19 protein-coding genes are annotated in these 23276 nt (G+C 69.1%); 17 read left to right on the plus strand and 2 right to left on the minus strand.

The window, feature by feature from the left end:
• The 4 genes from katG to FPZ12_RS03660 all read left to right on the plus strand — a co-directional run bounded on the left by katG (nt 1) and on the right by FPZ12_RS03660 (nt 5026).
• A complete protein-coding gene (katG, locus tag FPZ12_RS03645; protein WP_144745538.1) occupies nt 1-2229 on the plus strand; it encodes a catalase/peroxidase HPI in 2229 nt (742 codons plus the stop codon).
• A 341-nt stretch (nt 2230-2570) separates the two neighbouring features.
• Nucleotides 2571-3026 carry an MSMEG_3727 family PQQ-associated protein gene (locus FPZ12_RS03650; RefSeq protein ID WP_144745539.1) on the plus strand — a complete coding sequence of 152 codons (456 nt, stop codon included), beginning with the start codon at nt 2571-2573 and terminating at the stop codon, nt 3024-3026.
• A 16-nt stretch (nt 3027-3042) separates the two neighbouring features.
• On the plus strand, nt 3043-4725 hold the full coding sequence (locus tag FPZ12_RS03655; protein ID WP_144745540.1) for a PQQ-dependent dehydrogenase, methanol/ethanol family: 1683 nt from the start codon (nt 3043-3045) through the stop codon (nt 4723-4725).
• Nucleotides 4726-4819: 94 nt separating this feature from the next.
• Complete coding sequence (locus FPZ12_RS03660; RefSeq protein ID WP_144745541.1) at nt 4820-5026, plus strand: recombination activating protein 1; 207 nt, start codon at nt 4820-4822, stop codon at nt 5024-5026.
• A 10-nt stretch (nt 5027-5036) separates the two neighbouring features.
• On the opposite strand, the gene FPZ12_RS03665 is transcribed toward FPZ12_RS03660, so the two are convergent.
• Complete coding sequence (locus FPZ12_RS03665; RefSeq protein ID WP_144745542.1) at nt 5037-6431, minus strand: DNA-binding protein; 1395 nt, start codon at nt 6429-6431, stop codon at nt 5037-5039.
• A 369-nt stretch (nt 6432-6800) separates the two neighbouring features.
• On the opposite strand from FPZ12_RS03665, the gene FPZ12_RS03670 reads away from it, so the two are divergent.
• Complete coding sequence (locus FPZ12_RS03670; protein ID WP_144745543.1) at nt 6801-8252, plus strand: DNA-binding protein; 1452 nt, start codon at nt 6801-6803, stop codon at nt 8250-8252.
• Here FPZ12_RS03670 and rpe read toward each other — a convergent pair whose 3' ends face one another.
• Nucleotides 8253-8918: a ribulose-phosphate 3-epimerase gene (gene rpe / locus FPZ12_RS03675; protein ID WP_144745624.1), complete on the minus strand. Its 666-nt coding sequence runs from the start codon at nt 8916-8918 to the stop codon at nt 8253-8255.
• A gap of 172 nt (nt 8919-9090) precedes the next feature.
• Here rpe and hxlA point away from each other — a divergent pair, with 172 nt between their 5' ends.
• The 12 genes from hxlA to mftM all read left to right on the plus strand — a co-directional run bounded on the left by hxlA (nt 9091) and on the right by mftM (nt 23266).
• Nucleotides 9091-9720, plus strand: coding sequence for a 3-hexulose-6-phosphate synthase (gene hxlA, locus FPZ12_RS03680; RefSeq protein WP_144745544.1), 630 nt, complete (start codon nt 9091-9093; stop codon nt 9718-9720).
• Nucleotides 9721-9750: 30 nt separating this feature from the next.
• A complete protein-coding gene (tkt, locus tag FPZ12_RS03685) occupies nt 9751-11865 on the plus strand; it encodes a transketolase (RefSeq protein ID WP_208025723.1) in 2115 nt (704 codons plus the stop codon).
• 96 nt (nt 11866-11961) lie between these two features.
• Nucleotides 11962-12549, plus strand: a complete 588-nt coding sequence (gene hxlB / locus FPZ12_RS03690) for a 6-phospho-3-hexuloisomerase (protein WP_144745545.1) — start codon at nt 11962-11964, stop codon at nt 12547-12549.
• An 83-nt stretch (nt 12550-12632) separates the two neighbouring features.
• The gene (gene glpX / locus FPZ12_RS03695; protein WP_144745546.1) at nt 12633-13610 is read left to right on the plus strand and encodes a class II fructose-bisphosphatase; all 978 of its coding nucleotides are present in this window, start codon (nt 12633-12635) and stop codon (nt 13608-13610) included.
• Nucleotides 13607-14980, plus strand: coding sequence for an ATP-dependent 6-phosphofructokinase (locus FPZ12_RS03700; protein WP_144745547.1), 1374 nt, complete (start codon nt 13607-13609; stop codon nt 14978-14980). Before glpX ends, FPZ12_RS03700 begins: the two co-directional genes overlap by 4 nt.
• A gap of 95 nt (nt 14981-15075) precedes the next feature.
• Entirely contained in the window at nt 15076-15264 is a 189-nt protein-coding gene (locus tag FPZ12_RS03705) for a hypothetical protein (RefSeq protein ID WP_144745548.1), read from the plus strand.
• A gap of 149 nt (nt 15265-15413) precedes the next feature.
• Nucleotides 15414-16616 carry a helix-turn-helix domain-containing protein gene (locus FPZ12_RS03710; protein WP_243769654.1) on the plus strand — a complete coding sequence of 401 codons (1203 nt, stop codon included), beginning with the start codon at nt 15414-15416 and terminating at the stop codon, nt 16614-16616.
• A 78-nt stretch (nt 16617-16694) separates the two neighbouring features.
• Nucleotides 16695-18212, plus strand: coding sequence for an acetaldehyde dehydrogenase ExaC (gene exaC, locus FPZ12_RS03715; RefSeq protein WP_144745549.1), 1518 nt, complete (start codon nt 16695-16697; stop codon nt 18210-18212).
• A 293-nt stretch (nt 18213-18505) separates the two neighbouring features.
• Entirely contained in the window at nt 18506-19798 is a 1293-nt protein-coding gene (gene mdo, locus FPZ12_RS03720; protein WP_144745550.1) for an NDMA-dependent methanol dehydrogenase, read from the plus strand.
• A 58-nt stretch (nt 19799-19856) separates the two neighbouring features.
• Complete coding sequence (locus FPZ12_RS03725; RefSeq protein ID WP_144745551.1) at nt 19857-20882, plus strand: AAA family ATPase; 1026 nt, start codon at nt 19857-19859, stop codon at nt 20880-20882.
• Between the two features lie 9 nt (nt 20883-20891).
• Complete coding sequence (locus FPZ12_RS03730) at nt 20892-22397, plus strand: VWA domain-containing protein (RefSeq protein ID WP_144745552.1); 1506 nt, start codon at nt 20892-20894, stop codon at nt 22395-22397.
• Nucleotides 22394-23266, plus strand: coding sequence for a mycofactocin oligosaccharide methyltransferase MftM (gene mftM, locus FPZ12_RS03735; RefSeq protein WP_144745553.1), 873 nt, complete (start codon nt 22394-22396; stop codon nt 23264-23266). The genes FPZ12_RS03730 and mftM overlap by 4 nt, the downstream gene beginning before the upstream one ends.
• The last annotated feature ends 10 nt before the right edge of the window (nt 23267-23276 follow it).

Here is a 23276-nt window from a genome sequence, read left to right on the forward strand (position 1 = left end):
ATGCCCGAGAATCCCGACACCCACGTCTACCGCACCTACGACAAGGTACTGGGGGAGGCGCCGCCTGCCCGGCGGCGGAACACCGGCGCCCGGGCGAACGACTGGTGGCCGGACCGGGTCGAGCTGAAGGCGTTGCGCCGGCCCCGGGACGCGGGCAACCCGCTTGGCGAGGACTTCGACTACGCCGAACAGTTCGCCTCGCTGGATCTCGACGAACTGGCGCGTGACGTCGACGAGGTGCTGATGACCTCGCAGGACTGGTGGCCCGCCGAATTCGGGCACTACGGCCCGCTCGTGCTCCGGATGGCCTGGCACGCCGCGGGAACCTACCGCGTCAGTGACGGCCGGGGCGGCGCGGCTGCCGGAATGCAGCGCTTCGCCCCGGTGAACAGCTGGCCGGACAACCGCAATCTGGACAAGGCGCGGCGGTTGCTGTGGCCGGTGAAACAGAAGTACGGGCGCCGGATCTCGTGGGCGGACCTGATGGTCTTCGCGGGCAACCGCGCACTGGAGTCCATGGGCTTCAAGACCTTCGGGTTCGGCGGCGGCCGCGTCGAAGTGTGGGAGCCCGACGAGACGTACTGGGGCCCGGAACGCAAGTGGCTCGCCGAAGAGCGCTACAGCGGTCTGCGCGAGCTCGACGAGCCGCTGGCAGCCACCGAGATGGGCTTGATCTACGTCGATCCGCAGGGCCCCGCGACGAATCCCGATCCGGTGCTCGCCGCCCGCGACATCCGGGAGACCTTCAAACGGATGGGGCTGGGCGACGAGGAGACGGTGGCGCTCATCGCGGGCGGGCACACGTTCGGCAAGACGCACGGCCCGGCTGACCCGAATCTCGTCTGTGGCCCCGAACCCGAGGCCGCGCCGCTCACCGCGCAGGGCCTCGGCTGGGCGGGCGGGCACGGCCGCGGCGTCGCGGCGGACACGGTCACCAGCGGGCTGGAAGGCATGTGGACGCGCACGCCCGCCGAGTGGGACCACACGTTCTTCGAGACGTTGTTCGCCTACAAATGGGATGTCGAGCTCAGCCCGGCCGGGCTGTGGCAGTGGATCCCGAGCGACGGCCAGGGCGAGGGCACCGTGCCGGACCCCTTCGACCCGGACACGAAACACCATCCGGTCATGCTCACCACCGACCTCTCGTTGCAGGAGGACCCGGTCTACGAGTCGATCTCGCGGCGGTTCCTGGAGCATCCGGACGAGTTCGAGGACGCCTTCGCGCGCGCCTGGTTCAAGCTGACCCACCTCGACATGGGCCCGGTCCGGCGCTACCTGGGGCCGCTCGTCCCGGCCGAACCGCTGATCTGGCAGGACCCGGTGCCGGAGGTGGACCACGAACTGGTGGACGCCGACGACGTCGCCGCCCTCAAGCGCGAGGTGCTCGGATCCGGTTTGACGGTCGCGCAGCTCGTCTCCACGGCGTGGGCGTCGGCTTCGACCTACCGTGACAGCGACAAGCGCGGCGGGGCGAACGGGGCGCGGATCCGGCTCGAGCCGCAACGCCACTGGCCTGTCAACGATCCCGCGCGACTGGACGTCGTTTTGCCCGTGCTGCAAGGGATCCAGGAGAAGTTCACCGCCTCCCGGCACGACGGCAAGCGGATCTCGATGGCCGATCTGATCGTGCTGGGCGGTTGCGCCGCCGTGGAGCAGGCCGCCGCCGCGGGCGGCCACGAGGTCGAAGTCCCGTTCCGGCCCGGGCGCACCGACGCGACCCGGGAATGGACCGACGTCGAGTCGTTCGGCGCGTTGCGGCCCACGGCGGACGGTTTCCGGAACTACCTTGGCGACGGTCTCCCGATGCCCCCGGAGCACCTGCTGATCGACCGGGCGAACCTGCTCACGTTGAGCGCGCCCGAAATGACGGTGCTGCTCGGCGGGTTGCGGGTGCTGGGCGCGAATCACCGGAGTTCTCCGCTGGGTGTGCTGACGTCGGCGCCGGGGACGCTGACGAACGACTTCTTCGTCAACCTGCTGGACATGGGGACGGAGTGGGCGCCGAGACGGCACGGCCACGCCTGGACGGCGAGTTACGAGGGCCGCGCCAGGGACACCGGCGAGGTGAGGTGGACCGCGAGCCGGGTCGATCTCCTTTTCGGCTCGCATTCCGAATTGAGAGCGCTATCCGAGGTCTACGCCAGTGCGGACGCGGGCGGAAAGTTCGTCCGTGATTTCGTGGCGGCCTGGGTGAAGGTCATGGAACTCGACCGGTTCGACCTACGCTGAAAAATCCGGTTGGAACGCCTTCGCGGAAAAGTCGCGTGAGGCGTTTTTCTGCTGCGCTCATGAGATTTCCCCGGTGGCTCATCAGCCGTAGCGATGGGACCGAAAATCCAGTGTGGACACCAAAAGTACGCCTCGGATCTGCACGAACGGTACCTGTTTCCGGGCGAACGGCGGCGTAGTGCCGGTCTCCGGCAAGGGATGTCGGAACGGTTTTCCCGGGGGTAGAGTTCGGACTCGTTACAGGCTCGACGGTGCATACCGGTTCTCAATCAGCACCTGTAACCACGAGTTTCGTGAAGCGGTCGAAATGCTGATTTCTGCTGACGAGGAGGTGAAGTCCGATGACGATTGCCCAGGAACGAGAAGATCTCCTGGCCGAGCTCGGCGGACAGAACAGGGCCACCATCGGTGCCGTGCTCGGGTCCGGCTCGATCGGGAAGGCGACCGAGCGTGCCGACGGCACGATGGAGGCGACCATCCGGATCCCGGAGGACGCGATGACGTGGGAGCCGGGGGTGCTGATCCTGCCGCACGCCGGGATTCTCGAGCTGACGATCATCAACGACGACAAGAACACCCACGCTTGCCTGCTGCCCAGCAACGGCGACAAGCAGTTCATCGGCCTGCTGAACCACTCGAAGGGCACCGCGCGGCTCGAACTGGACGGCCCCGGCTGCTACTGGTACGGCTCGCCCGCCGGCAACGACGAGGGCCGCGGGCTGACCGCCGCCATCGTCGTGACCGGTGAGGTGCCGCCGGAAGCCAAGCTCGACCGACCCGCCCAGCCGCGGCCGTAGAAAGGCAGGAACCACCATGACGATCGAATACGTCGACGCCGGCAAGGCGTTCGACCACAGTCAGCTGTCCAACCTGCCGCACAGCGCGCCGGACGTGACGCGCGGCGTGGACTACGAGCGCATCCTCCGTGCGCGGAGCGAATCGGACAACTGGCTCACCTACTACGGCGACTACGACGGCAAGCGGCACAGCCTGCTCGACCAGATCAACGCCGGGAACGTCAAGGACCTCAAGGTCGCCTGGATCTTCCAGGCGAGCGCGAGCGGGCTGATCGCCTCCACGTCGACCTACGCGTTCGAGGCCTGCCCGCTGGTCGTCGACGGGGTCATGTTCGTCACCGGCTGGGACGGCTGGCTCTGGGCGCTCGACGCGAAGACCGGCGAGCAGCTGTGGCGCTACAAGCACGCCATCCCGATCGACGTCACGTTGTGCTGTGCCAACGTCAACCGCGGCTGCGCGGTGGCGAACGGCAAGGTCTACATGGTCACCCAGAACGCCCAGCTGGTCGCGCTCGACGCCACCAACGGCCGGAAGGTCTGGCAGAAGACCATCGGCGACGTGCGGGCGGGCGAAAGCGCCTCGATCGCCCCGCTGGTCGTGAAGGACACGCTCATCACCGGTTCCGCCGGCGGCGAGTACGGCGTCCGCGGGCACATCGACTGCTGGGACCTGGAAACCGGCGAGCAGCGCTGGCGCACCTACACCGTGCCGAAGCCCGGCGAGCCCGGCTCGGAGACCTGGCCTGCCGACGGCGAGGCCTGGCAGCGCGGCGGCGCGAACCACTGGGTCACCGGCACGTTCGACCCGGAGCTGAACCTCTACTACGCGGGCACGGGTAACCCGGCGCCCGACTTCGACGGCGAGGTCCGTGAAGGGGACAACCTCTACACCGACAGCGTGGTCGCGGTGGACGTCGACACCGGCGAGATCAAGTGGCACTACCAGTTCACCCCGCACGACCTGTGGGACTACGACTCCACCATGGAGATGACGCTGTTCGAGCGGGACGGCAAGAAACTGCTGGCCCACTTCGACAAGAACGGCTACATGTTCGTGCTCGACCGCACCAACGGCGAGCTGCAGCACGTCACGCCGTTCGTCGACCGGATCGACTGGGGCGTCATCACCCGCGACGGCAAGGTGACCCCGCGGAAGTACCCGGACAAGGAGGGCGAGCCCTGCCACTTCTTCCCCGGCCCCGCCGGGGCGAAGGAATGGACGCACGCGTCGTACAACCCGGACCACGACCTGTTCTACGTCCCGGTCGCCGACGTGGGCGCCACCGCCACCCGGCGTCGCCGCGAGTTCAAGGAGGGCATGCCCTACTGGGGTGCCGCCGTCGAGGTCGACATCGACAACATGGCCGGGTCGGTCAGCGCGTTCGACTCGCACGGCGAGGAGAAGTGGCGGCACCGGCTCGACAATCTGCCGATGGCCGCTTCGACGCTGAGCACGGCGGGGGATGTGGTATTCGCCGGCACACCCGCGGGCGAATTCCTGGCGCTCCACTCGCAAACGGGCGAGAAGCTCTGGAGCTTCCAGTGCGGCAGCGGGCACCACAGCAGCCCGAGCACCTTCACCGTCGACGGCAAGCAGTACGTCGCGGTGCCGGTGGGCTGGGGCGGCTGGCTCGAGGGCATCGTCCCCGGCATGTCCGGTCAGGGACACGGTGCTTCGCTGATCGTGTTCTCGCTGTGATGTCCTGACGGTTTCCCGTTTTCCGGACCGGTGACCGGGTCGTTCCCGCCGACGACCCGGTCACCGGTCTGCCGCCGTTCGCGAAGGTGATCCGATGAACGAGTCCTCGATTCCGGGCCAGGACAAGGAAAGCGCGGGCCTGCCGTGCCTGTACTGCGGGGAGCGATACGGGCCGGACGACGTCCGGCGGCACACCGAGCCGGTGGACTGCGGGCCCTGCATCACGTGCGTCGGCAAGCCCGCGTGTTTCGAATGCCGCCTCATGTACTGCGTCTGCGACGTGCACCGGTACCGGGGCTGAAAAACGAGCGTCAGATCGCCAGTGCCCGGCGCACGGTGGGGGCGTTCCGCCGGGAAACCGGCACCATGGTCTGGTCCTGGTCGTCCATGACCAGCACCAGCTCGCCCTTGTACCGGCGCTCGACCTCGCGGATGCGGCTGAGGTTCACGACGTACTGGCGGTGCACCCGGAGGAATCCGGCGTCGCTCAGGTCGGCTTCGAGCCGGTCCAGGCCGGGCAGCGCGGAGCGCAGCAGCCCTTGGTCGGTCGACAGCCACACGTCGTTGCCGTCCGACTGCGCGAAGGAGACTTCGGGGAGCCGCAACAGAACCATGCGGTTCTCGCGCGTCGCGACCATCCGGTGTGGTTGCGCGCGCAGCGAGACGTCGTCGTTCGCCCTGGGAAGTAGATCTCCTTCGGACACCCCGAACGAGACGACGTTGCCGACCAGATGACCGGACAGGAACACCGGCCGGAAGCTGATCGCCGTCGGTTCGTGGGTGAGCCGGGTGAAGATCTGCGTCGAACCGGCCCAGTCGTGGTTGCGCGACGCCTGTTCCGCCGCGTATTTGGCGGCCTGGATGAATTCCGGCAGTTCCGGTTTCCACCGCACCGCGGGATCGGGTGCCGGCGTGGAGCCCGGGATGCCGAGTAGCGCGCCCGCGGTGTCGTCGGCCAGCACGACCCGGCCGGCGCGATCGACGGCGGCGAGCGCCGCGCTCGAGCCCGACCGGACGTGGTTGAGCGCGGCGACCAGTTCGGCGCCGTCGTTCTTGGCGCGCTGGCGCAGGATGCGCTGGGTCAGCGTGGCGGCGTGGCCGAGCCAGTTCCCCGCGCTGGCGGGAAGATCGCTGCGCCAGCAGGAAATGTTGAGCACCGCCACCGGCTTCCTGGTCACCACGTCCCGGACCGCGACACCCGCGCAGGTCCAGTCGTGGAAGGCCTGGCACCAGTGTTCGGCACCGCGGATGACCACGGGGGTGTAGGTCGTCAGCGCGGTCCCCATGCCGTTCGTCCCGGTGGCGCCTTCCGACCAGCAGAACCACGGCGCCAGGTTGGCCTCGGCGGCGAGGGTGCGGGTGGCCTGGTCGCCCCATTCGGCCAGGACCCGCCCGGAGCCGTCGGCGATGGTCACGATGCCGCCGAGCGTGCCGACCTCGTGGGCCAGCGCAGCGGCGCGGAACCCGAGCTCGGCGAAGACGACGTCGTGCTCCAGGGCGTGGCCGACCTCCGCGACGGCCGCCGGGGCTTCGGTGAGGCCGGGGTCGACCCGGTATTGGTCCCGGCACCGGTGCCAGGAAATCGCTATCTCCGGCCGCACGCCGCTGAGGTCGTCCTCGCCGCGGGCGAACCGTTCCCACGCCCTGAACACCGTCGTGTCGTCACGGTTGCGCGAACTCGGGTCGAGCCGGCGTACCTGTGCCATGGGAGACCGCCTTTGGTCTATCGGGCCGGGCGCGGCGATTTGGCCTTGGGCGTCAAGCTAGGTTCGGGAACGAACCGGGGGCAAGCGGCTTGGGATGACCGTGCGTGAACCCCTTACGAACGGTCGCGCCGCGATGCCGGACGGCGGCCATCCGCCCACCAGCGGTCGGTCCGGACGGACGCTTGCCCGTCGTTTGGCTCGGTGGCAAGGTTTTTCGGTGCTACCTGTCCGATCGGGTAGTTCTACGGCGATCTCGCGAAACGACATGCACCTGTCTTGAAAACTCTTGCTGCACCGAGTTACTTTGTCACTTCTGTGAGTGCCCGGCGGTCGGGGGAATTCCGCCGCACCGGCGACAAGGAGGTCGCGATGACTGGGAGAGTGCCGCCACTGGTGGTCGCACCGAGCAGGCCCAGCGGACGTGACCGCGTGCCCGACGGCTCTTTGGTGGCAACGTCATCGGCGAAGGAAGTGGCCCGCGCGTGGGAGAACTTCGCCGCGGGCGAAGACATCGAGACCGGCGTGCGGCCCGAGATCCTGGCTTCGTGGTACCGGTGCCGGGATCGCTACGAGGTCGACCGCACGCTCGATGTCGCGCCGGGGGCAGGCGGTGACGAGGCCCAGGGGATCGACAACGGGGTCATCTTCACCGCGCTTGGCGGTCTCGGCGCGCTGGCGGGTCAGGCGGTCGAAAGCGACGGTGCGGTCGTCACCGTGACGGACGGGGACGGGCGCGTCCTCGGCTCCTGGGGCGACCCCAGCGCGCAGCGCCGCGCCGAACTGCACAACCTCGCGCCGTGGTCCTCGTGGTCGGAGGAGTGCACGGGCACGAACGGGATGGGCACGTCGCTGGAGGTGTCCGGCCCGGTGACCGTGACCGGGCCGGAACATTGGTGCGAAGCGTTCCACCAGTGGGCGTGCGCGGGTATTTCCATCCGCGACGTGGTGACCGGCGCGCCGGTGGCGTCGATCAACATTTCGCGCTGGAACGCGTCGCTGTCGAAACTCGTGCCGCCGTGGCTGACGAAGGCGGTCGCGTGCGTGGAACAGGAGATCTACCGGCGCGCCATCTACGAAGCCGACAAGGTGATCGCCGAATTCACCAAGAAATCCGCGCAGGCGGGCGGTTCCTTCATGGCGATGGACCGCGGCGGCAACGTGATCGCCGCGAACGAAGCGGCCGTCGCGATGCTCGGGCTGGCCGGGGAAACACCCATCGTCGCGGGCGCGACCGAACCGGCGGAGCGCTGGACCCCGGACGTCACGGGGCTGCGCGATGTGGTGCGGTGGGCCATGGACCGCGCGAAGGGGACGACCGGGTGGAGCGGCTACGCGCATCTGCCGGTCTGTCCCGGCGAAGAGCCCACGCCACTGACCATGCGGTCCGTCGTCGACTCCAACCACGTGGTGGGCATGCTGTGCATGTTCGGCGTGCAGGAGGGCGAAGCCTACGAGGGCAACGCCGACGAGACGATCGGCCCGCTGCCCCGGTGCGTCATCGGGATGCGCAACGACCGGCTGGTGCTGCTGGCGCCTTCGGAAATCCGCTACGCCGAGGCCGACCGGAACATCGTCTGGCTGATCACCGAACGGGGCCGGATCCAGGCCGCGACCCGCGGTCTGGAGAACGTCGAGCGATCGCTGACGTCACACGGGTTCCGCCGGGTGCACCGGCGGTTCCTGGTCAACCTCCGCCGGGTGGCGGAAATCGAGCGGGGCATCAAGGGGGAACTGTTCCTGATCATGGACTCCCGGGCGCACGAGTTCGTGCCCGTGTCCCGGCGGCACGCCACGGATCTGCGGCGCATGCTCGGGGTGTGATCAGCGCGCGGCCAGCGCTTCCACCTGACGGCGCAGGCCTTCCACGGCCTGCGCCGGATCCGCGGCCGCGTAGACGGCCGAGCCGGCGACGAAGCAGTCGACGCCGGCCTCGGCCGCCTGCTCGATCGTGTCGGCGTTGATCCCGCCGTCGATCTCCACCACCAGGTTCAGGTGGCCGGCGTCGACCAGCGTCCGTGCCCTGCGCACCTTGCCGAGGACGTCGGCGATGAACTTCTGGCCGCCGAAACCGGGTTCCACGGACATCACCAGCAGGGTGTCGTAGTGCTTGAGCACGTCGAGGTAGGGCTCCAGCGGTGTGCCCGGTTTGATCGCGAGCCCCGCCTTGGCGCCCGCGGCTCGCAGGTTCTTCGCGAGCATGACCGGGTCCTCGGCGGCCTCGACGTGCACGGTGACGTTGTAGGAACCCGCTTCCGCGTACCCGATCGCCCAGCGATCCGGGTTTTCGATCATCAGGTGGCAGTCCACCGGAATGCCGGTGGCGGCCAGCAGCGACCGCACGACGGGCAGGCCCAGGGTCAGGTTCGGCACGAAATGCGCGTCCATGACGTCCACGTGCAGCCAGTCCGCGCCGCGTTTTCCTTGTACGGCGGTCACTTCCTCGGCGAGGCGGGCGAAGTCGGCGGAGAGGATGGACGGAGCTATCAACGGCTGGTTCGACACGGTTCCGAGAATAGGACGGCCGGTGCCGGTGCCGGGATATTCGGAGTGCGCATTAGGGGATTGCGTTTCCGGATGTGCGGGGGTGTTGTCGGGATTCGGGTTTCCGGGTGAAGGTGGTGGGACCGATCCGAATTCTCGTAGTGGCTAGGAGTTTGCCGTGCAGTTGCAGGTTGCGTTGGATGTGCTGGATCTTCCGTCGGCTTTGACGCTGGCGGATCAGGTGTCCGAGCATGTGGACATTCTGGAGTTGGGGACTCCGCTGGTGAAGTCGGCGGGTATCGGTGCGGTGAGCGCGATCAAGGCCGCGCACCCGGACAAGCTCGTGTTCGCCGACCTCAAAACCGCGGATGCTGGTGAGCTGGAAGCCGGTTTGGCGTTCGAGGCGGGCGCCGACCTGGTCACCGTGATGGGCGCGGTCGACGACGACACGATCCGGGGTGCCGTCGCGGCGGGCCGCAAGTACGGCAAGCAGGTCGTGGCCGACATGATCAGCGTCGTCGACGGCAGGGTCGCCCGGATTCGGGAGGTCGCGAAGCTGGGCGTGTCGTTCGTGGAAATCCACGCCGGCCTGGACGAGCAAGCGCGTCCGGGTTACTCGATCGATCAGTTGCTGGAAGACGGGCGTCTGGCGGGGGTGCCGTTCTCCATTGCCGGTGGCGTGAAGGTCGACACGATCGGATCGGTGCGGGAAGCCGGCGCGAAGGTCGCCGTCGCCGGCGGCGCGATCTACAACGCGCCCGACCCCGGCGCCGCCGCGGCCGAACTCAAAAAACGCGCCACCCGCTGACCCCGATCACACGGCGAAGGAGTGCGGTCCATGGCACCCAACCAATCCGCTGACGAGGTCGCTCGCCTGACCACGCGGCGAACACCCGAAGACTGGTCCGATGTGGACACTCGAGCGGTCGACACCGCCCGCGTGCTGGCCGCGGACGCGGTCGAGCACTGCGGGAGCGGTCACCCCGGCACGGCCATGAGCCTCGCGCCCATCGCCTACGCGCTGTTCCAACGGGTCATGCGCCACGATCCCGGCGACGCGCGGTGGCTCGGGCGGGACCGGTTCGTGCTCTCCGCCGGGCATTCGAGCCTCACGTTGTACATCCAGCTGTTCCTCTCCGGATACGGACTGGAGCTTGAAGACCTGAAGTCCTTGCGCCAGTGGGATTCGCCGACCCCGGGCCACCCCGAGTACGGGCACACCGTCGGTGTCGAGACCACGACGGGCCCGCTCGGCCAGGGCCTGGCCAACGCGGTCGGGATGGCGATGGCCGCTCGCCGCGAGCGCGGGCTGTTCGACCCGGACGCCGAGCCGGGCCGGAGCGTGTTCGACCACCAGGTCTACGTGATCGCGTCGGACGGCGACATCGAGGAGGGCGTCACCGCCGAGGCGTCGTCGCTGGCCGGAACCCAGCGGCTCGGCAACCTGACGGTGATCTACGACAGCAACGAGATCTCCATCGAGGACGACACCCGCATCGCGCTGTCCGAGGACACCGCCAAGCGCTACGAGGCGTACGGCTGGCAGGTCCTCACGGTCCACGGCGGTGAGGACGTGGCCGGGTTCCTGGCCGCGGTCGAGCAGGCGAAGGCCGAGACCGGCCGCCCGACGCTGATCGTGCTCCGCACCGTGATCGGCTTCCCGGCGCCCACCAAGATGAACTCCGGCAAGGCACACGGCGCCGCGCTGGGCGCCGAGGAGCTCGCCGGGGTCAAACGCGCCGTCGGGTTCGATCCGGAGCGGAGTTTCCACGTCGACGACGAGGTTCTGCGCCATACCCGCGAGGTGGCCGGGCGCGGCCGGGCCGATCACGAGAAATGGCAGCTCGAGTTCGACGCCTGGGCACAGGCCAATCCCGAGCGCAAGGCGCTCCTGGACCGCATCAGCACCCGCGGGCTCCCGCCCGGCTGGGCCGGCGACCTGCCTTCCTGGGAGCCGGACGAAAAGGGCGTCGCCACGCGTAAGGCGTCGGCCGCGGTGCTGGCCAAGCTCGGCGAGGTGCTGCCGGAGCTGTGGGGCGGATCGGCGGACCTGGCCGAGAGCAACAACACCACGATCAAGGGCGCGGACTCCTTCGGCCCGGCCGAGATCTCCACCGGCGCCTGGAAAGCCCAGCCCTACGGGCGCACGCTGCATTTCGGCATCCGTGAGCACGCGATGGGCTCCATCCTCAACGGCATCCTGCTGCACGGCGGAACCCGCCCGTACGGCGGCACGTTCCTGATCTTCAGCGACTACATGCGTCCCGCGGTGCGCCTGGCCGCGCTGATGCGCCTGCCCGCCATCTACGTGTGGACGCACGACTCGATCGGGCTCGGCGAGGACGGGCCGACCCACCAGCCCGTGGAGCAGCTGGCGTCGTTGCGCGCCATCCCCGGGATGTCGGTGGTGCGCCCGGCGGACGCGAACGAGACCGCGCACGCCTGGAAAGCCGTGCTGGAGGACACCACGGGCCCGGCAGGGCTGGCGCTGACCCGCCAGGACGTGCCGGTCCTCGCGGGCACCTCCGCGGAGGGAGTTTCTCGCGGGGGTTACGTCCTCGCCGAGGCGTCCTCGGGCAGCCCAGAAGTGGTGCTCGTCGGTACCGGTTCCGAGGTGCAGTTGGCCGTGGCCGCCCGGGAAATCCTCGAATCCGAAGGGATCCCGGCCCGGGTGGTTTCGATGCCGTGCGTGGACTGGTTCGACCGGCAGGCCCGGTCCTACCGCGACCAGGTGCTGCCCCCGTCGGTGCGCGCGCGGGTGGTCGTCGAAGCCGGTGTGGCGCAGCCTTGGCACCGGTTCGCCGGTGACGCGGGCGAGATCGTGTCCCTGGAGCATTTCGGTGCTTCGGCGGACTTCAGGACGTTGTTCAGCCAGTTCGGCATCACCACGGAGGCCGTGGTCGAAGCGGCCCGGCGAAGCGTGCGGTCCGTGCGCCGGCATTCGCCCTCGTGATCCGGGGATAGCGCTTCCCTATGCCGCGGCGCCTTGTCGGCCCTTACCCGGGCGGGCAATCATTTTTTCGACCACCCGAAATGGAGGAGAATTCCGGTGACGCAGTCGATTTCGGAGAAACTCGATCCCCGTCATTTCTCGGACGCGACGCGTGCCGTCGTCGGCGAGGTGGACCGGGTGAGCGCCGGGGTGCACTACCCGGCCTGGACGCGGGCCGGCGCGTTGCTGCTCAAGGCGCCGAAGGTGTTCACGATCGGCACCGGGCGCAGCGGGCTGGCGCTGCAGATGGCCGCGATGCGCTTCATGCACCTCGGCCTCCCCACCCACGTCGTCGGCGAGGTGACCGCTCCGGCCATCGGTGAGCACGACGTCCTCGTCGCGGCTTCGGGCTCGGGGACCACCGGCCGGGTGGTGCGCGCCGCGCAGTCGGCTCGTGACCATGGCGCGGACGTGATCGCGCTGACCACGGCGGCCGACTCGCCACTCGCCGAGATCGCGACCGAGGTGCTCGTCGTCCCGGCCGCGGACAAGCAGGACTTCGACGGGACCGCCTCCGTCCAGTACGCCGGCAGCCTGTTCGAACAGTCGGTGCTGCTGATCACCGACGCGCTGTTCCACACGTTGTGGAAGACCGGCGGGACGCAGGCCCGCGAGTTGTGGCGCCTGCACGCGAATCTGGAGTGATCGCGGCGGTTCCCCTACCCGCACCGCCACGCAAACCACTTCAAAACAGTCTCCGAGCCATTTCCAGCCCTGAGGAGTCCGAAATGCAGGCCACCGACATCAGTACCCTGGAAGCGGTGGCGCTGGCCGCCACGCGCAGCGCCGCGGTGGCCAGCTATGCCTGGGTGGGCCGCAACGACCAGAAAGCCGCCGACGCGGCGGCGACCGCGGCCATGCGCGCGGCACTGGCCGGGGCGCCGGGGCGGGGCACCGTCGTCATCGGGGAGGGCGAGAAGGACGACGCCCCGATGCTGTTCAACGGCGAGAAGGTCGGCACCGGGCGCGGCCCCGATTTCGACATCGCCGTGGATCCCCTCGAAGGAACTTCCTTCTGTGCCAGGGATCTGCCCGGTTCGCTGGCCACGATCGCGTTCGGCGAGTCCGGCACCCTGTGGTCGCCGGGGCCCGGGTTCTACATGGACAAGATCGTGGTGCCGCCGCGGGCGAAGGGCGTCATCGATCTCGACGACGCGCCCGAGCGCACCCTGGCCAAGGTCGCGGAGGCACTCGGCAAGAAGGTCGGCGACCTGCGCGTCATGATCATGGACAAACCGCGGCACAAGGAGCTGATCGCCCGCGTGCTGGAGGCGGGCGCGTCCGTCCAGACGCCGGCGGGCGGCGACGTCGGGGGGAGCCTGGCGGTGTTGCTGCCGACGCTCGACATCGACCTGCTGCTCGGCGTCGGCGGCACTCCGGAAGGGGTGATGACCGCCGCGGCGGTGCGGGCGCTGGGCGGCGGCATGCTGGGCCGCCTCGCACCGCAACGCGACGAGGAAGCCGACGCCATCCGTGCGGCCGGCATGTCACTCGACCGCGTCTACGACTGCACGGAACTCGTGGCCGGCGAAGCCTTCTTCGTCGCGACAGGGGTCAACGGCGGGCCTTTGCTCGGCAGGCCAAGGAAAAGCGAGGGCGCGACCATCGCCGAATCGCTCCTGATCTCCCGGGGGCAGGTCCGCCACATCACGCACACCACCTTCGAATTGACTTCGCCGGCCGGCACGACCAAGGAGACTCGGTGACGCTGCACCTGGACGACCTCCGCGTTCGCCACCTCGGCGAATGCCGTTACGATTCGCCGTTCTCCGAGTCGCTTTCCACCAAGCAGACTTCTCCGCACTACGTCGCGGAAGGAGATCGTGTCCTGCTCGAGGACACCGTTTCGATGCTGGCCGGGCACGATCTTCCGGCCGGACTCGTCCCGAGCTTCGAAGCGGCGGGGCCCCGCCGGAAAATCTATTTCGACCCGGCGACCGTCACCGCCGGTGTCGTCACCTGCGGCGGGTTGTGCCCCGGTCTCAACAACGTCATCCGCGGCCTGGTGCAGGAACTTTCCGTGCACTACAAGGTCAAGCGGATCCTGGGCTTCCGCAACGGCCTGCAGGGGCTGACGGCCGAACACCGCGAGGACACCGTCGAACTCACGCCCGAGGACGTTCGCGACATCCACCACGCCGGCGGCACCATCCTGGGCAGCTCACGCGGCGGCCAGGACGCCGACGAAATGGTCGACACCCTCGTCGCCCGCGGTGTCGACGTCATGTTCGTCATCGGGGGTGACGGGGGTATGCGTGCCGCGACGTTCCTCGGCAACGCGATCAGGGCGCGCGGTCTCGACATCGCCGTCATCGGCGTGCCGAAGACGATCGACAACGACCTGCCCTTCACCGACCAGTCGTTCGGGTTCCAGAGCGCGTTCGCGCGGGCCACCGACTTCATCTCCGCGGTCGCCGTCGAAGCCGCGGCCAGCCCGAACGGGGTCGGGATCGTGAAGCTGATGGGGCGGCACTCCGGGTTCATCGCCAGCTATGCCGCGCTGGCCGCCAACGCCGCGGACATCGTCCTGATCCCCGAAGTCCCTTTCGTGCTCGAGGGAGCGGACGGCCTGCTGGCCCATGTCGAGCAGCAGGTGCGGACGAAGGGCCGGGTGGTCATCGTCCTCGCCGAGGGTGCGGGCCAGGAACACCTCGGCGTGCCGCGGCACAACGGCCGCGGCACCGACGCTTCGGGCAACGTGAAGCTCGGCAACATCGGCGAGCTGGTGAAGGAAAGAATCACCGCTCATCTCACCGCGGAGGGCCTCACGCCCACGATGCGCTACATCGACCCGAGCTACGCGGTCCGCAGCATCGCCGCCAACGCCTATGACAGCGTGTACTGCCTCCGGCTGGCCCATGCCGCGGTGCACGCCGCCATGGCAGGCCGTACCGAAGCGGCGGTCGCGCGCTGGCGGCGGCGCTTCGTGCACGTCCCGTTGTCGTTGATGACCAGTCGCCGCAACCAGGTCGACCCGGATGGCGATCTGTGGATGTCGGTGCTGGAAACCACCTGCCAGCCCGCCCGGTTCGGCCGTGCGCCGGTGCGGGAGAAGGTCCGCGCGGGGTTTTGCTGAGATGGCCGGAGATCTCGTCCCGATGGCTGTACCCGTTTTACCGGCCCGCGGATATCGTGCACCAGGGCACGCCGATTCCAGGGTGGACGATTGACATGTGGTTTCAGTACGGGCGCGAGGAAAGTGCCCCGGGCCCGGCGCCCGGCTCCGGCAGGCTGACCCTGCGCGAGTGGCTGCGGCGACGCCTCACGGACTTCCGGCGTTCGGAAGCCGCGCGCAACGCCTTGTGCGACCACGACGAGACGTCGGCACCGTGCTGGATCTGTTCCGTGCGCTATTGGTAGGACGCGCGCCGGAGGGCACTTTCGGGGAGCGGTGGAGAAAACTCGCTCACCGGGTGGGCGGAAACCCTCCGAACGGACAGGTGTGCCGACGCCGCCGGCCGGTCATGCTGGGGACCATCGCGCCGGGACGAGGACGACGAGGTCGCGCAATGGCAGTTCGTGAGGGGCTCCAGCGGCGCCGCGCGGTGCTGGAGCGGGAATGGGGTCGCTGGGTGCCGGCCAACGCGCGCCCGGAAACCCCGGAGCTGCGCGTCGAAGTGGCCGACTCATGGGCCCGATCGTTGTCCACTGTGGACCCTGGACGGGACAGTGCTCCGGTGGCCGGTGAGGTCGGCGCGCGCTGGCGCGAATCGCCCCTGCGGGGCCCGGTCACGGAACTGGCCGACGAACTCCGCGACATCGCCGACGACGCCGGGTTCGTCGCGGCGGTGACCGACGAATCCGGCACGATCCTGTGGACCTGCGGTGGCCGCGTCATGCGACGCAAGGCGGAGCGCGTGAACTTCGCCCCCGGCGGGCGCTGGAACGAACCCGACATGGGCACGAACGCGCTTTCCCTCGCGCTGCGCACCGGACGGGCGCACCGTGTCTTTTCGGCCGAACACCTGGTCGCGGCCTTGCACGGCTGGGTCTGCTACTGCGCGCCGATCCGCGATCCGGCCGGCAGGCAACTGGGGGTCCTCGACCTGTCGACCACCTGGGACCGCACGCACCCGCTGGCGATGGCCACCGTCCGCACACTGGTCGCCGCGATCGAGTCCCGGCTGCGGACGAGGCCGCCGGCCTCGCGCGGAATCCGGTTGTCCTGCCTGGGTTCCGGCCTCGCGACGTTCGACGGTGTCCCGTTGCGGCTCTCCCCGCGTCAGTGCGAAGTGCTGACCCTGCTCGCGTTGGAGCCTGCCGGGTTCTCGCCGGAGGGGCTGCGCGACGCGTTGTACGGGGAGCAGCCCGTGACCACCACGACGCTGCGTGCCGAGGCCTCCCATCTGCGTCGCACGCTGCGGGGTGCGGTCGCGAACCGGCGCTACGCGCTCACCGTGCCGATCGAGTGCGACGCCGTGGAGGTGTTGGCAGCACTGAAAAACGGCGACACCGAGACCGCCGTCCGCCGCTACACCGCGCCGTTGCTCCCGGCTTCGGAGGCGCCGGGCATCATCCGCTGGCGGGACCATCTGGAGGTCGCCGTCCGCGAGGCCGTCCTCGGCTCGCGGCAGGCGGATCTCGCGCTGCGCTACGGCGAGCGGCACCCGTTCGACCTTCAGGTGCACGAATACGCGCGCGGTTTGCTGGCCCCCGGTGACGGGCGCCGGGGCCTCGTGGCCGCGCGCCTGCTCGAGGCGTCGCGCGACTGATCCCAACATCGCCCCAACCTCGTCCGGGCAAGTTGGCACCCGTCACACCGACGTGATCGAGTGAAACGGAGTGCTTCCATGGCCTACGCCCATCCCGGTGCCGACGGCAGCGTCGTCAGCTACGCCGCCCGGTACGACAACTTCATCGGCGGCGACTGGGTCGCCCCGGCCGAGGGCCGCTACTTCCAGAACCCGTCGCCGGTGGACGGCCAGGTGTTCTGCGAGGTCGCGCGATCGTCCGCGCCGGACGTCGACCGCGCGCTGGACGCCGCCCACGCGGCCGCCGCGCGATGGGGCGCGACGTCGGCGGCCGAGCGTGCCCACGTCCTGAACAGGATCGCCGACCGGATGGAGGAGCACCTCGAGGAGCTGGCGGTCGCCGAGACCTGGGAGAACGGCAAGCCCGTGCGCGAGACGCTCGCCGCCGACATCCCGCTCGCGGTAGACCACTTCCGCTACTTCGCCGGTGCCGTCCGCGGCCAGGAAGGCAGCATCGCGGAGATCGATGCCGACACGGTGGCGTACCACTTCCACGAGCCGCTGGGCGTGGTCGGGCAGATCATCCCGTGGAACTTCCCGATCCTGATGGCCACCTGGAAGCTCGCCCCCGCGCTGGCCGCGGGCAACTGCGTGGTGCTCAAGCCCGCCGAGCAGACCCCGGCGTCCATCCTCAAGGTCGTCGAGCTGATCGCGGACCTGCTGCCGCCCGGCGTGCTCAACGTGGTCAACGGATTCGGGGTGGAGGCGGGCAAACCACTCGCGTCCAGTCCGCGCGTGGCGAAGGTGGCGTTCACCGGGGAGACCACGACCGGGCGGCTGATCATGCAGTACGCCAGCGAGAACATCATCCCGGTCACCCTCGAACTGGGTGGCAAGAGCCCGAACATCTTCCTGCCGGACGTCACCGACGCCGACGACGACTACCTGGACAAGGCCGTCGAGGGGTTCGTGATGTTCGCGCTCAACCAGGGCGAGGTGTGCACGTGCCCGTCGCGGGCGCTGATCCACTCGGCGATCTACGACGAGTTCATGGAGCGCGCCCTCGCGCGCACGAAGGCCATCGCCGGCGGCAGCCCGCTCGACCCCGCCACGATGATCGGCGCGCAGGCCAGCAACGACCAGTTCGAGAAGATCCTGTCCTACATCGACATCGGCCGGCGGGAAGGTGCCGAGATCCTCACCGGCGGCGCTCCGCGCACGGTGCCCGAATACCCCGGCGGGTACTACGTCGAGCCGACGATCTTCCGTGGCACCAACGACATGCGGATCTTCCAGGAGGAGATCTTCGGCCCCGTGGTGTCGGTGACGACGTTCGACTCGCCCGACGAGGCGCTCAAGATCGCCAATGACACGCTCTACGGCCTCGGCGCGGGCGTGTGGACCCGCGACGGCAACGAGGCCTACCGGCTCGGCCGCGGCATCAAGGCCGGTCGCGTGTGGACGAACTGCTACCACGCCTACCCCGCGCACGCGGCCTTCGGCGGGTACAAGCAGTCCGGCATCGGGCGCGAGAACCACAAGATGATGCTCGACCACTACCAGCAGACCAAGAACCTCCTCGTCAGCTACTCGGCGAAGAAGCTCGGGTTCTTCTGACGCCGCACCGGGTTTCGCCAGGGCAGGTCCGGCCGACCGGCGAGGCCACGCAACGGAAAACCCCACCGGCCGGAGGGCCGGGCACCGCACGGTGCCCGGCCCTTTTCCTTGCCCGGAACCCCTTCCGCCGACACCCCCTCCGATCGGGCAGGTACCGGCCCGGCCGAACGTGCGAACCTGCGCTGCCGCCCGAGGAGTATTGCCGCGCAAGCGTTTCCGCCCGGCCATACCCCGGTTAGCGTCGGTGTGCGCGTCACCACAGTCGCTCTCGCGCAGGAAGGACAAGGATCGAAATGCAGGTCGACGAGCTGCTGAAGCCGTTCCCCATCAAGGAGTTCCACCCGTTCCCGCGCGCGCTGCTCGGCCCGGGCTCGCACGAGATGATCGGGCCGGAGGCCCTCAAACTGGGCTTCAAGAAGGTCCTGGTGATGACCAGCGGCCTGCGCGGTTCCGACATCGTGCACACCATCACCGAATCCCTGAAGTACCACGGCCTCGAGGTGGTGCTCTACGACAAGGTGGAGTCCAACCCCAAGGACTACAACGTCATGGACGCCGTCCGGCTGTACCAGGAGAACAAGTGTGACAGCTTCGTCTCCATCGGCGGCGGTTCCTCCCACGACGCCTGCAAGGGTGCGCGGATCTCGGTCGCGCACGACGGCCGCAACGTCAACGACTTCGAGGGCTTCAACAAGTCCGAAAACCCGAAGAACCCGCCGCACATAGCGGTTTCCACCACGGCGGGCACCGGCTCGGAGACGTCATGGGCCTACGTCATCACCGACACCACCACTGATCCGGACAACCCCCACAAGTACGTGGCCTTCGACGACGCTTCCGTCACCACGCTCGCCGTCGACGACCCGGTGCTGTACTACTCCTGCCCGATCGACTACACCGCGCAGTGCGGGTTCGACGTCCTCGCGCACGCCTCCGAGCCCTACGTCTCGCGGCTGAACTTCGAGCCCTCGCTCGGCAACGCGTTGCGCGCGATCAAGCTCACCGCGGAGAACCTGCGCCAGGCGACCTGGAACCCGACCGAGCTGTCCGGCCGCGAGGGCATGATGTACGCGCAGTACATCGCCGCGCAGGCGTTCAACTCCGGCGGCCTCGGCATCATCCACTCGATCTCGCACGCGGTAAGCGCTTTCTACGACACCCACCACGGGCTGAACAACGCGATCGCGCTGCCAAGGGTGTGGGCGTTCAACATGCCGGTGGCCTACCAGCGCTTCGCCGACATCGCGGAGGTGATGGGCATCGACACCCATGGCATGACGCGGGTCCAGGCCGCCGACGCCGCGCTGAACGCCGCCATCCGGCTGCTGCGCGACGTGGGCATCCCGGAGAAGTTCACCGACGTCACCCAGGACAGCTACTCGAAGAACCGGCTCGGCCAGGGGCCGACGAAGTACTACGAGCAGGCGAGCGTCATCAAGGGCGACGACGAGGACGTCGACCGCATCACCAACCACGTCCTCGGCGACGCCTGCACCCCGGGCAACGCCAAGGAATGCACCTTCGAAACCGTCCGCCCCGTCGTCGACCACTGTCTCAACGGCGACCTGGACGACTTGATCAGCTGAACCGGGCAGGGGGCGGGCCGCGAGCGCCCGCCCCCTTCGTGACGAAGGAGGGTTGCGGGTGACCGCGTTCGAATCGGTGGAACAGGCCGGGAAAGCGCTGGCGGTGCAGGGATATCTCACCGACCAGCGGCTGGCGACGATGGTGTACCTGCTCACCAGGCTGGAAAAGCCGGTGTTGCTGGAAGGCCCCGCCGGCGTCGGCAAAACAGAGCTCGCGAAGTCGCTGGCCGCGGCCACTGGGCGGCGCCTGCTGCGCCTGCAGTGCTATGAAGGCCAGGACGAAGCCAGCGCGCTGTACGAGTGGGACTACGGGAAACAGCTGCTGTACACCCAGATCCTGCGCGAGAAGATCGGCCAGCTCGTCGCCGACGCCCCCGATCTGCACGACGCCGTGAACCGGATCGGCGAGCAGGAAAGCGTTTTCTTCTCCGAGCGCTTCCTCGCCGGCCGTCCGTTGCTGGAAGCCGTCCGGTCGGAGGAACCGGTGGTGCTGCTGATCGACGAGATCGACCGCGCCGACGAGGCACTCGAAGCCGTGCTGCTGGAAATGCTGGGGGAGTACCAGATTTCGGTCCCGGAGATCGGCACCTTCACCGCAAGGCGACGCCCGTACGTCATCCTCACCTCCAACAACACCCGTGACCTCGCGGCCGCGCTCAAACGCCGGTGCCTGCACCTGTTCTTGGACTACCCGTCGGCCGAACGCGAGCTGGACATCGTGCGCAGCAAGGACACCGGACTGCCCGAGGCGCTGGCGAGCCAGCTCGTCGAGATCGTGCGTGGGCTGCGCGAGCTGGAGCTGCGCAAGTCCCCGAGCATCTCCGAGACCATCGACTGGGCGCGGACGCTCGCCGTGCTGGGGGTCGACGAGCTGACCGCCCCTGTCCTGTCGGACACGGTTTCGGTGGTCGTCAAGTACGACAAGGACGTCCGCCGCGCGCTGGAAGCCCTGCCACGCCTGGTGGATCCGAACGCCGAGATTCCCGAACCGGACCACGGCCACGGTCACGGGCACGGCCACTCCCACGAGCCGCCCAAGGTCAGCGCCGACCGGGGGAGCAGGTCCTTCGGCCGGGCCCGGTAGGAGGCGGCGATGGAAGCCAGCCTGCACCGGTTCGTCCGGCTGTTGCGGCTGCGGGACGTCCGGATTTCGGTGCCCGAGACGCTCGACGCGCTGCGTTGCGCGGCCGAGCCGGGGATACTCACCGACCGCGCCACGCTCAAGGAGGCGCTGCGCCTCGCGCTGGTCAAGGACCATCGCGACGACGCGGCGTTCGACGAGATCTTCGACGCGTTCTTCGCGCTGGTCCGCGTCGGGGAGGACGACCACGGGCACGGCCACGGCCACAGTCACGACGATCTCTCCGACACGGGCGAGCTGGAGAGCTTCACCTTGTCCGAAGAGCCCAGCGAGACGCCGCAGCAGGGGCACGAACACGGCAAGCCTTCGGACATCCGTGACTACTTCGACGCCGAAGACCTGGCGCAGCAGTACAACCTGCACCAGGAGGCGAACAAGATCGACCTCGCCTCGATGACCGACGAGATCGTCTTCTCCACCGACAACACCGTCACCGGCGACGCGGGCTACCGCGTGCAGCTGGACACCGACCGGCTGCACGGCGCGGGCGTGCCCGGGCGCCTGTCCCGGGAAACCGGGACGAAGGTCGACGCCGCGCTGAGCATCGCCGAGCAGGACGCGCTACTCGGCTGGCTCGACCAGGCGGACGACGCCGGCGACGAGGACGACGCCGCCCGGCTGCGCCGCCGCCTCGCGGGAGTGCTGGAGAACCTGCCGCAGGCGCTGAAGCGGCATCTGGAAGCGTTGCTGGAACTGGAGAACAAGGTCGTCGAGTCGCGTGAACGACGCGCGGCGAAGGTCGACCAGGCCGGTGAAGGGGAGCGCGCGGAGCTGGAGGAGTCGTTGCGGCGCCTGGCTTCCACGCTGCGCGGCGCGCTGACCCATCGCCGGCGCATCGCCAGCGCGGGCAGGGTCGACCCCGGCCGGACGATGCGGCGGAACATGCGCTTCGACGGCATCCCGTTCAGCCCGGTGACGGTCCGCCGCGCCGAGGACCGGCCACGCCTTGTCGTGCTCGCCGACGTGAGTCTGTCGGTGCGGGCGACGGCGCGGTTCACCCTGCATCTGGTGCACGGCCTGCAGAACATCTTCGCGCAGGTGCGCTCGTTCGCCTTCGTCGACGGGATCGCCGAGACCACCGAGCTGTTCGCCGAATACCCGGTGGAGCGGGCGCTGGGGCTCATCTTCGGCGGCGACGTGGTCGACGTGGACGCGAACTCCGACTACGGCACCGCGTTCGGCGAGCTGCTCGCCGAGCACTCGTCGGCGATCACCCGCCGCACCACCGTGCTGGTGCTGGGGGACGGCCGGGGCAACGGCAACGACCCGAACCTGACCGCGTTCGCGGAGATCTCCCGGCGCGCGCGAGAGGTCATCTGGCTCACCCCGGAGCCGCGCTACTCCTGGGGCCTCGGTGGCTGCGATCTGCCCGCGTACAGCGAATACTGCGGCCGGGTGCGCGTAGTGCGGGATCTGTCCGGTTTGGACAGAATGGCGCTCGACCTGGTGGCGAGATGACCTCGACCATCGATCCGCTGGGGCCGTTTCCGGTCGGCCAGTACCTCGACGACCTCGTCCGCGTCGTGCGCTCCGCCGATGACGGACGGCCGGCCGTCGTGCGCACCGAGCACTTCCGGCTGCGCCGCGCCGGACGGCGGATCGAGGTCAGCCACCACCTGTGCCCGGAGCAGCTCGACAACGGCCTGACCGGGGTGCTGATCGACGAGCTGTTCGCGCCCGGCTGGTTGTGCGGTCAGGACATCTTCGAGCGCGTGTTCACCGGGCTCGTGCGCAGCACGCTGCCCGACCCGGAACTGGCCTGGAACACCTTCTACACCAACACGCTCGCGCACCTGCGCGACCCGCGCGGCGCCCCGCCGCTGATCGCGCGGATCGCCCCGGTGTACGCGCGGCTGCTCAGGCTGGTGCCCGCCGGGAGAGTGCTGGATCTGGGGTCCTGCTTCGGTTTTCTCCCGCTGCTGCTCGCCGAACGCCCGCGCACCAAGGTGATCGCCTCGGACATCGTGGCCGGGACCATGCGGCTGCTGGAGACCGTTGCCGCCGCCCGCGCCGCGCCGCTGGAAACGCTCGTGTGCGACGCGGCGCGGGTGCCGCTCCCGGACAGGTGCGCCGACACGGTCACGGTCGTCCACCTGCTCGAACACCTCGATCCGACGAAGGGAGACGCGGTACTGGCCGAAGCCCTGCGGCTGGCGCGCTCGAAGGTGATCGCCGCCGTCCCGTTCGAGGAGGTTCCGGACGCCGACTACGGGCACGTCCGCCGGTTCGACCTCCCCGCTCTCGTCGAGCTGGGCGAGAGAACCGGCTGGCGTGCCAGGGTTTCGACCTTCCACGGCGGCTGGCTGATCCTCGACCGCCCACACTGACCGACAGCCC

This window comes from Amycolatopsis acidicola, assembly GCF_007713735.2.
GTDB classification, from domain to species: domain Bacteria; phylum Actinomycetota; class Actinomycetes; order Mycobacteriales; family Pseudonocardiaceae; genus Amycolatopsis_E; species Amycolatopsis_E acidicola.

Excerpts from the sequence above, each read along its gene's own strand:
- FPZ12_RS03730 (WP_144745552.1), top strand. The coding sequence starts at position 20,892 with ATGGAAGCCAGCCTGCACCGGTTCGTCCGGCTGTTGCGGCTGCGGGAC.
- FPZ12_RS03670 (WP_144745543.1), top strand. The coding sequence starts at position 6,801 with ATGACTGGGAGAGTGCCGCCACTGGTGGTCGCACCGAGCAGGCCCAGC.
- exaC (WP_144745549.1), top strand. The coding sequence starts at position 16,695 with ATGGCCTACGCCCATCCCGGTGCCGACGGCAGCGTCGTCAGCTACGCC.
- FPZ12_RS03650 (WP_144745539.1), top strand. The coding sequence starts at position 2,571 with ATGACGATTGCCCAGGAACGAGAAGATCTCCTGGCCGAGCTCGGCGGA.
- katG (WP_144745538.1), top strand. The coding sequence starts at position 1 with ATGCCCGAGAATCCCGACACCCACGTCTACCGCACCTACGACAAGGTA.
- FPZ12_RS03665 (WP_144745542.1), bottom strand. The coding sequence starts at position 6,431 with ATGGCACAGGTACGCCGGCTCGACCCGAGTTCGCGCAACCGTGACGAC.
- glpX (WP_144745546.1), top strand. The coding sequence starts at position 12,633 with ATGCAGGCCACCGACATCAGTACCCTGGAAGCGGTGGCGCTGGCCGCC.
- FPZ12_RS03705 (WP_144745548.1), top strand. The coding sequence starts at position 15,076 with ATGTGGTTTCAGTACGGGCGCGAGGAAAGTGCCCCGGGCCCGGCGCCC.
- FPZ12_RS03660 (WP_144745541.1), top strand. The coding sequence starts at position 4,820 with ATGAACGAGTCCTCGATTCCGGGCCAGGACAAGGAAAGCGCGGGCCTG.
- FPZ12_RS03710 (WP_243769654.1), top strand. The coding sequence starts at position 15,414 with ATGGCAGTTCGTGAGGGGCTCCAGCGGCGCCGCGCGGTGCTGGAGCGG.
- tkt (WP_208025723.1), top strand. The coding sequence starts at position 9,751 with ATGGCACCCAACCAATCCGCTGACGAGGTCGCTCGCCTGACCACGCGG.
- mftM (WP_144745553.1), top strand. The coding sequence starts at position 22,394 with ATGACCTCGACCATCGATCCGCTGGGGCCGTTTCCGGTCGGCCAGTAC.
- mdo (WP_144745550.1), top strand. The coding sequence starts at position 18,506 with ATGCAGGTCGACGAGCTGCTGAAGCCGTTCCCCATCAAGGAGTTCCAC.
- FPZ12_RS03655 (WP_144745540.1), top strand. The coding sequence starts at position 3,043 with ATGACGATCGAATACGTCGACGCCGGCAAGGCGTTCGACCACAGTCAG.